6 protein-coding genes and 1 pseudogene are annotated in these 5,827 nt (G+C 67.6%); 2 read left to right on the top strand and 5 right to left on the bottom strand.

The features are described 5' to 3' along the window. Positions 1-504: hypothetical protein (locus tag ACXJL8_RS31725; RefSeq protein ID WP_456686210.1), on the top strand; the 504-nt coding region annotated here is incomplete at its 5' end. Positions 505-527: 23 nt separating this feature from the next. On the opposite strand, the gene ACXJL8_RS31730 is transcribed toward ACXJL8_RS31725, so the two are convergent. Further along, positions 528-1,535 (bottom strand): Na+-dependent transporter, encoded by a 1,008-nt coding sequence (locus ACXJL8_RS31730; protein ID WP_456621211.1) that lies wholly within the window; start codon positions 1,533-1,535, stop codon positions 528-530. Between the two features lie 15 nt (positions 1,536-1,550). Next, positions 1,551-2,498, bottom strand: coding sequence for an alpha/beta hydrolase (locus ACXJL8_RS31735; RefSeq protein WP_456621210.1), 948 nt, complete (start codon positions 2,496-2,498; stop codon positions 1,551-1,553). Between the two features lie 250 nt (positions 2,499-2,748). Here ACXJL8_RS31735 and ACXJL8_RS31740 point away from each other — a divergent pair, with 250 nt between their 5' ends. Next, positions 2,749-3,765, top strand: a complete 1,017-nt coding sequence (locus ACXJL8_RS31740; RefSeq protein ID WP_456621209.1) for a DUF2155 domain-containing protein — start codon at positions 2,749-2,751, stop codon at positions 3,763-3,765. 7 nt (positions 3,766-3,772) lie between these two features. Here the strand turns inward: ACXJL8_RS31740 and aat are convergent, their stop codons facing one another. The 3 genes and pseudogenes from aat to ACXJL8_RS31755 form a co-directional block, all read right to left on the bottom strand. Next, a complete protein-coding gene (gene aat / locus ACXJL8_RS31745) occupies positions 3,773-4,453 on the bottom strand; it encodes a leucyl/phenylalanyl-tRNA--protein transferase (protein WP_456621208.1) in 681 nt (226 codons plus the stop codon). Positions 4,454-4,512: 59 nt separating this feature from the next. Then, a complete protein-coding gene (locus ACXJL8_RS31750; RefSeq protein ID WP_456621207.1) occupies positions 4,513-5,658 on the bottom strand; it encodes a sensor histidine kinase in 1,146 nt (381 codons plus the stop codon). Next, positions 5,655-5,827: pseudogene (locus ACXJL8_RS31755) on the bottom strand (response regulator); the annotation flags it as partial. The pseudogene ACXJL8_RS31755 and the gene ACXJL8_RS31750, both read right to left, overlap by 4 nt.

Consider the following 5,827-nt stretch of genomic DNA (forward strand, 5'->3'; position numbering starts at 1 on the left):
GGCTATACGCAATCGGAACTCGATAGGGCGCAACGTCGATTTGGCTTGGTATTTCCTCCCGACCTCATTGCGCTCCTGAGGCGAAAGCGGCCGGTGGAGGGACACGATTGGACGGATGAGCGTGCGATAAGACGAGCGCTGGACTGGCCCTTTGAAGGTCTTCGTCACTCTGTCGAGGACGGACGGCTGTGGTGGTCGGAATGGGGGGAGTGGCCGTCCACTGCACGAGCCCGGGAAGAGACGCTTCGAGAAATGGTTGCCCGGGCACCGAAACTGATCCCGTTGATTGGACACCGATATTTGCCGGAGCAGCCGCAAGAGGCAGGCAACCCCGTCTTTTCCATCTATGGCATCGACACAATTTACTACGGTGCCAATCTAAACGACTATTTCGAAAGAGAGTTCACGGGCTGGAACAGCAGACCCTGGCCCGCGCAGATTAAATACATTCCGTTCTGGTCTGAGCTTGTCGAGCGCTTTGCACAGGACAGAAACACCTCATAATTCCGTCAATGCTGATATCGTCGTCAGCCCGTCCTGGGTGTAGCCGCTGCGCTGGCCGCATCAGCCCGCGCCGTCAGGCGCCGCGCGATCGGCGTCAGCAGATATGGCGCAAGATGAATCGGAAACTGCGTGAGCGCGAAATAGAGCCAGGTCGTCGCGGGCAGCGCGCCCGCGGTCGCGGCCAGCATCAGCCCGAGATTGCGCTGTGACACCATCAGCCCGACCGCGAAGGCGCGCTCGTAGCCGACGCGGCAGAAGATCAGCGTCGTGACGGCGAGCAGGGTGAAATAGACCGTGAAGGCGAGAGCCGCGACGCCGATCGTGAACAGCGGATCGGCGACGAAGTCATGCGCCACGTCGCCCATCACGGCGGACGCGAAGACCAGCAGGATGACGATGTTGAAGCCGTCGATCGGCCGCTTGTGGCGCTGGATCGCGGCGGCGCCGAACACCCAGCGGATGACGGTCGCGGCAAGCAGCGATGCCGCGAGGATACCGAGCAGCTTCAAGCCGAGCGCGAGCGGCGAGATGCTGAGCATGCCGTCGAGAAACAGGCTTGCGAACAGCGATGCGGTGAACGGCACGAGTGCGGTCGAGGTGACCAGCGTGATCAGCACGAACGTGGCGTCGAGGCCCATCAGCGCGGCGAGCGCCGGCGCGGCCATCATCGGCGAGGCCATGCCCTGGAGCATCAGGGCAAGGAAGAGGCCGGGCGAGCGGCTTGTGAGCCCGGTCGCATGGGCGGTCAGCCCGACGATCAGCGGCACCCCGATCGTGGTCCAGGCCGTGGCGCCCGCGACCAGCGCCGGCCGGCGCAGATGTCCGTACAGCGCGGCCAGATCGACCCGCATGAAGGAGATGCAGAGCAGGCCGAGGATCGCCTCGGTGACGTAGGGGCGCAGCAGCGCGCCGAGCGGGGGCACCGCAACCGCGATGAACGCGATCGCCGCGACCGCGCGGGTGCCCTGGTCGCCGAGCCAGGTCAGGGCGCGCAGGGGGACGGCAAGCGTGTTTTGAAAAACCGAGAGCATGTGAAACGGGCGTCGTCAGCCCAATCCCTTCAGCCACGCGCCGATCTCGCGCGCCGCGACATTCGCCTGTTGCAACAATTTTCCCATGGTGAAGAAGCCGTGGAACTGCCCGGGATAATGCCTGGAGGTGACGGGAACGCCGGCCTCTCTCAGGCGCCGGGCATATTCGTCGCCTTCATCGCGCAGCGGATCGGCGCCGGCGGTCAGCACATAGGCCGGCGGCAGGCCGACGAGGCTCGCGGCGCGCGCCGGCGAGGCGCGCCAGTCGTGGATGTCGGCGACGCCGCCCAGATAGTGGTCGCGGAACCAGCGGATCACCGAATGCGTCAGCAGCACGCTGGTCTCGGGCTCACGGTGGGAGCCGTGCGTCATGGCGAAATCAACGGCTGGATAGATCAACACCTGGCCCGCAAGCGCGGGGCCGTCGCCGTCGCGTGCGGCGAGCGCTGTGACGGCTGCGAGGTTGCCGCCGGCGCTGTCGCCGCCGACGCACAAGCGCGAGGCGTCGATACCGAGCTCGCGTGCGTTCGCGGCAACCCATTTGGTCGCGGCGATCGCATCGTCGATGGCGGCCGGGAACTTGTGCTCGGGCGCGAGGCGGTAGTCGACGGAGATCACGATCAGCGCGCCTTCGACGGCGAGCTTGCGGCAGGCAACGTCATGGGTGTCGAGGTTGCCGACCACCCAGCCGCCGCCATGGAAGAAGACCAGCGCCGGCGACAAGCCGTCATGTCCGCGCAGCTCGCCGGGGACATAGAGGCGCGCCGGAATCACCCCAAGCGGCGCCGGGATCGACAGGAGCGCGACGCGCGCAAGCTCCGGCGGCTCGGGATTGGTGGCAAAGCGCGCCTGTGAATAATAGTCGCGCGCTTCCGGCGCGGTCAGGGTTTCGTAGGCGGGGCGGCCGGCCTCCTGGAACGCCTTGTAAACGGCGGCGGCGTCGGGATCGAGGACGACGGGCATGGGAAGCGGCCTTGCGGTTTTCCGGTATGGTTGGACGTCGTTTTTCGGGGCGCGATGCCCGCCTCGGCCCCCGGGGCGGGGGCCGTCCGACTATCCCATCCGGGGGCTGGTCTGGCCAGACGGCGCCGGGCAGGGCAGGGATGCCGCCCTTCCCCCGCCGTATTCGCCGTGTTAACCGGATGGCCTGCGAGCGGCGGTACCCCTGTAGAATGTCCAGCAAGCCCGATTCGCTGTTAAAGCCGCGCGAGATATGTTTCGAACCTTTACCCTGACAGGTCTTGCGGCGCTTTTGGCCGCTACCGCGATGACGGTGGCGACGCCGGCGCAGGCGCAGATCGGCACGATCTTCTCCGATCCGCCGCCGCTGCGGCCGCCGGGCAATATCCCCCGTGGCCAGCCGCAGCCTCCGCCGCAGCAGATCCCCGACGACGACGAAGAGGTGCCGGAGCTGCCGCCGCAGGGCCGCGTGCTGCCGTCGCGCCCGATGGCGCCGCCGCCGGGACGGCAGGGCAATATCATGCCGGGGCCGGTCGAGACCCAGCCTCTGGCGCCGCCGCCCGGCAGCACCGTCGCTCCTCCGAACCAGCCGCCGTCCGTGGCGGTCGCACCGCCCAATCCGCAAGCCGCGCCGCCGCCGGGTGCCAATCCGGCCGTTCCGGGCCAGCGCCAGCCCCTGCAGAAGGGGACCGTGCCGCAGACGCCGGCCAGCCTCCAGCCCGGCGACGAGGTGGTCACCGAGCCGCCGGCCCAGAAGATCGTGAACAAGAAGGCGACCTTCTCCGGCCTCGACAAGATCACCGGGCGCATCATCAATTTCGACGAGGATATCGGCGAGACCGTGCAGTTCGGCGCGCTCCGGGTCAAAACCGATGCCTGCTACACCCGGCCGGCGACCGAAGCCGCCAACACCGACGCCTTCGTCGAGGTCGACGAGATCACGTTGCAGGGCGAGGTGAAGCGGATCTTCTCGGGCTGGATGTATGCCGCAAGCCCCGGCCTGCACGGCGTCGAGCACCCGATCTACGACATCTGGCTGACCGACTGCAAAGAGCCGCAGCAGACCATCGCAACCGCAGCGCCGGATCCGGCGACCAGGCCGGTGGCGCCGCCGCCTCCGGCGCAAAAGAAGGCCGCGCCGAAGCAGGCCGTGCAGCAGCGTCCGCCGCAGCCGTTGCCGCCACCGCAAGCGCAGCCGGCGCCGCCGCCACCTCCGCCGCCGGAGCAGCGGCCGGGTCTGTTCGGCATCCCCGGCTTCGGGAGCCGGTAGACCTGATTTATTGCCGAGACGCGATGATCTCGAGCGCGTGCGCGCCCGGGATCGCTTCACCTGTCGAGAGCCTCAGGAAATCGCCGGGCTCGCCGGCGAGCGCCCTGTCGAGCAGGGCGGTGTAGCGGCGCCGCGAAATCTCGGCCGCGCCAAAGCTCTTCAGATGCTCGGTGACGTATTGGGTGTCGAGCAGCTCGAAGCCGCCATGGATGAGCCGCGCGACGAGATGCACCAGCGCGACCTTGGAGGCATCGCGCGCGGTGTGGAACATGCTCTCGCCGAAGAAGGCCCGCCCGAGGCTCACGCCATAGAGGCCGCCGACGAGATCGTCGCCCTGCCAGGCCTCGACGCTGTGGCAATGGCCGAGCTCGTACAGGCCGCCATAGAGATCGCGGATGCGCTTGTTGATCCAGGTGTCCTCGCGTCCGGCCTGCGGCGCGGCGCAACCGGCGATCGTCGCCTTGAAGGCGGTGTTGACGGTGACGCGAAAGCAGTCCGACCGCACGGTGCGCGCGAGCCGTGAGGCGACGCGAAAACCATCCAGCGGGATGACGCCGCGCATTTCCGGCTCGACCCAGAACAGGGTCGGATCGTCAGCGCTCTCGGCCATCGGAAAGATGCCGCAGGCATAGGCCCGCAGCAGCACGGCCGGCGTGATTTCAGACGAGGCGGAATCGCGCGAAGTCATGGCTTGCGACAATAGCAGGATCGCGGCGCGCTTGCGATGGGCCGGCGAGGCCGCGCCGGTCAGCTTGCCGCGGCGGTGCTGGCCCTGCCGGGGGGCGGGACCACGCGGCGGAACTTGAGCAGGATGCGGGTTCCGGCATGGCCGGGATCGCGCTCGACCGAGGCGTCGAGCTTGGAGGCCATCGCCGCGACGATGCGCTGACCCATGCCGGTGGAGCGCGGATCGGCCTTGACGTTGTCGCCGACGCCGTCGTCGGCGATCGCCAGCATGAGATCCTCGCCCTGCGAGGTCAGCTCGACATGGATCGGGCCCGCGCCGTCGGGATAGGCGTATTTCACAGCGTTCATGACCAGCTCGTTGACGATGATGCCGACGGCGACGGCGCGGTCCGGATCGATCTCGATCGGCTCCGCCTTCAGCGTCAGGCGCGACATCCGGTTACCTTCGGCCGAGCGGCGCAGGTCCTCGAGCAGCGCGTCCAGATACTGGTTCAGGACCACGCTCTTGAGATCCTGCGAGGTGTAGAGGCGGCGGTGCACCTGGGCGACCGCGGCGACGCGGCCCATCGCATTGGTCAGCGCCGCCTTGACCTCTTCCTGTGCGGCGGAGCTCGCCTGCAAGTGCAGGAGCGAGGCGATGATCTGGAGCGAATTGCCGACGCGGTGGTTGACCTCGCGCAGCAGCAGTTCGCGCTCGGCCGCGAGGGCGGCGTAGCGGTCGCGCGAGGCATGGATTTCCGCTTCGGCGGCCTCACGCGCCTTCTGCAACTCGGCCTGGCGCAGCGCGCCGTCGGCGGCGACGTGCAGGAGCGGGATGAAGTCGCCCATGACGTCCTTGACCAGATAATCCGCCGCGCCCGCCTTCAGCGCGGTGACCGCGATGTTGGAATCCTGCGACGCGGTGACGAACACCACGGGAGGCGCGCCCGGGATCGCCATGATCTGTTCGAGCGTCTCGAGGCCGTCGAGACCGGGCATGTACTGGTCGAGCGCCACGACGTCGATGCAGCCTTCGGTGGAGTCTTGTGCATCGGAGTCTTGTGCATCGGAGTCTTGGGCATCCGCGCGGCGAAGCAGTTCCAGGCCTTCCTCGCCGCTCGCGGCATGAACGACCTTGTAGCCGCGGCGGGTCAGGCCGCGTTCGACCAGGCGCGCCAGCGCGTCGTCGTCGTCGATATAGAGCAGGGTTGGCGTTCGCTGGTTCATGTGGCGGCGGGCGGGACCTGGATGACGGAGAAGAATAGCCCGAGCTGCCGGATTGCGTTGGCGAAATTCTCGTAATTGACGGGCTTGGTGATGTAGACGTTGCAGCCGAGCTCGTAGCAGCGCTTGATTTCCTGAGAATCGTCGGTGGTGGTCAGCACCACCACGGGCG

This window comes from Bradyrhizobium sp. P5_C11_2 (genome assembly GCF_054049755.1).

Excerpts from the sequence above, each read along its gene's own strand:
- aat (WP_456621208.1), bottom strand. The coding sequence starts at position 4,453 with ATGACTTCGCGCGATTCCGCCTCGTCTGAAATCACGCCGGCCGTGCTG.
- ACXJL8_RS31730 (WP_456621211.1), bottom strand. The coding sequence starts at position 1,535 with ATGCTCTCGGTTTTTCAAAACACGCTTGCCGTCCCCCTGCGCGCCCTG.
- ACXJL8_RS31740 (WP_456621209.1), top strand. The coding sequence starts at position 2,749 with ATGTTTCGAACCTTTACCCTGACAGGTCTTGCGGCGCTTTTGGCCGCT.
- ACXJL8_RS31750 (WP_456621207.1), bottom strand. The coding sequence starts at position 5,658 with ATGAACCAGCGAACGCCAACCCTGCTCTATATCGACGACGACGACGCG.
- ACXJL8_RS31735 (WP_456621210.1), bottom strand. The coding sequence starts at position 2,498 with ATGCCCGTCGTCCTCGATCCCGACGCCGCCGCCGTTTACAAGGCGTTC.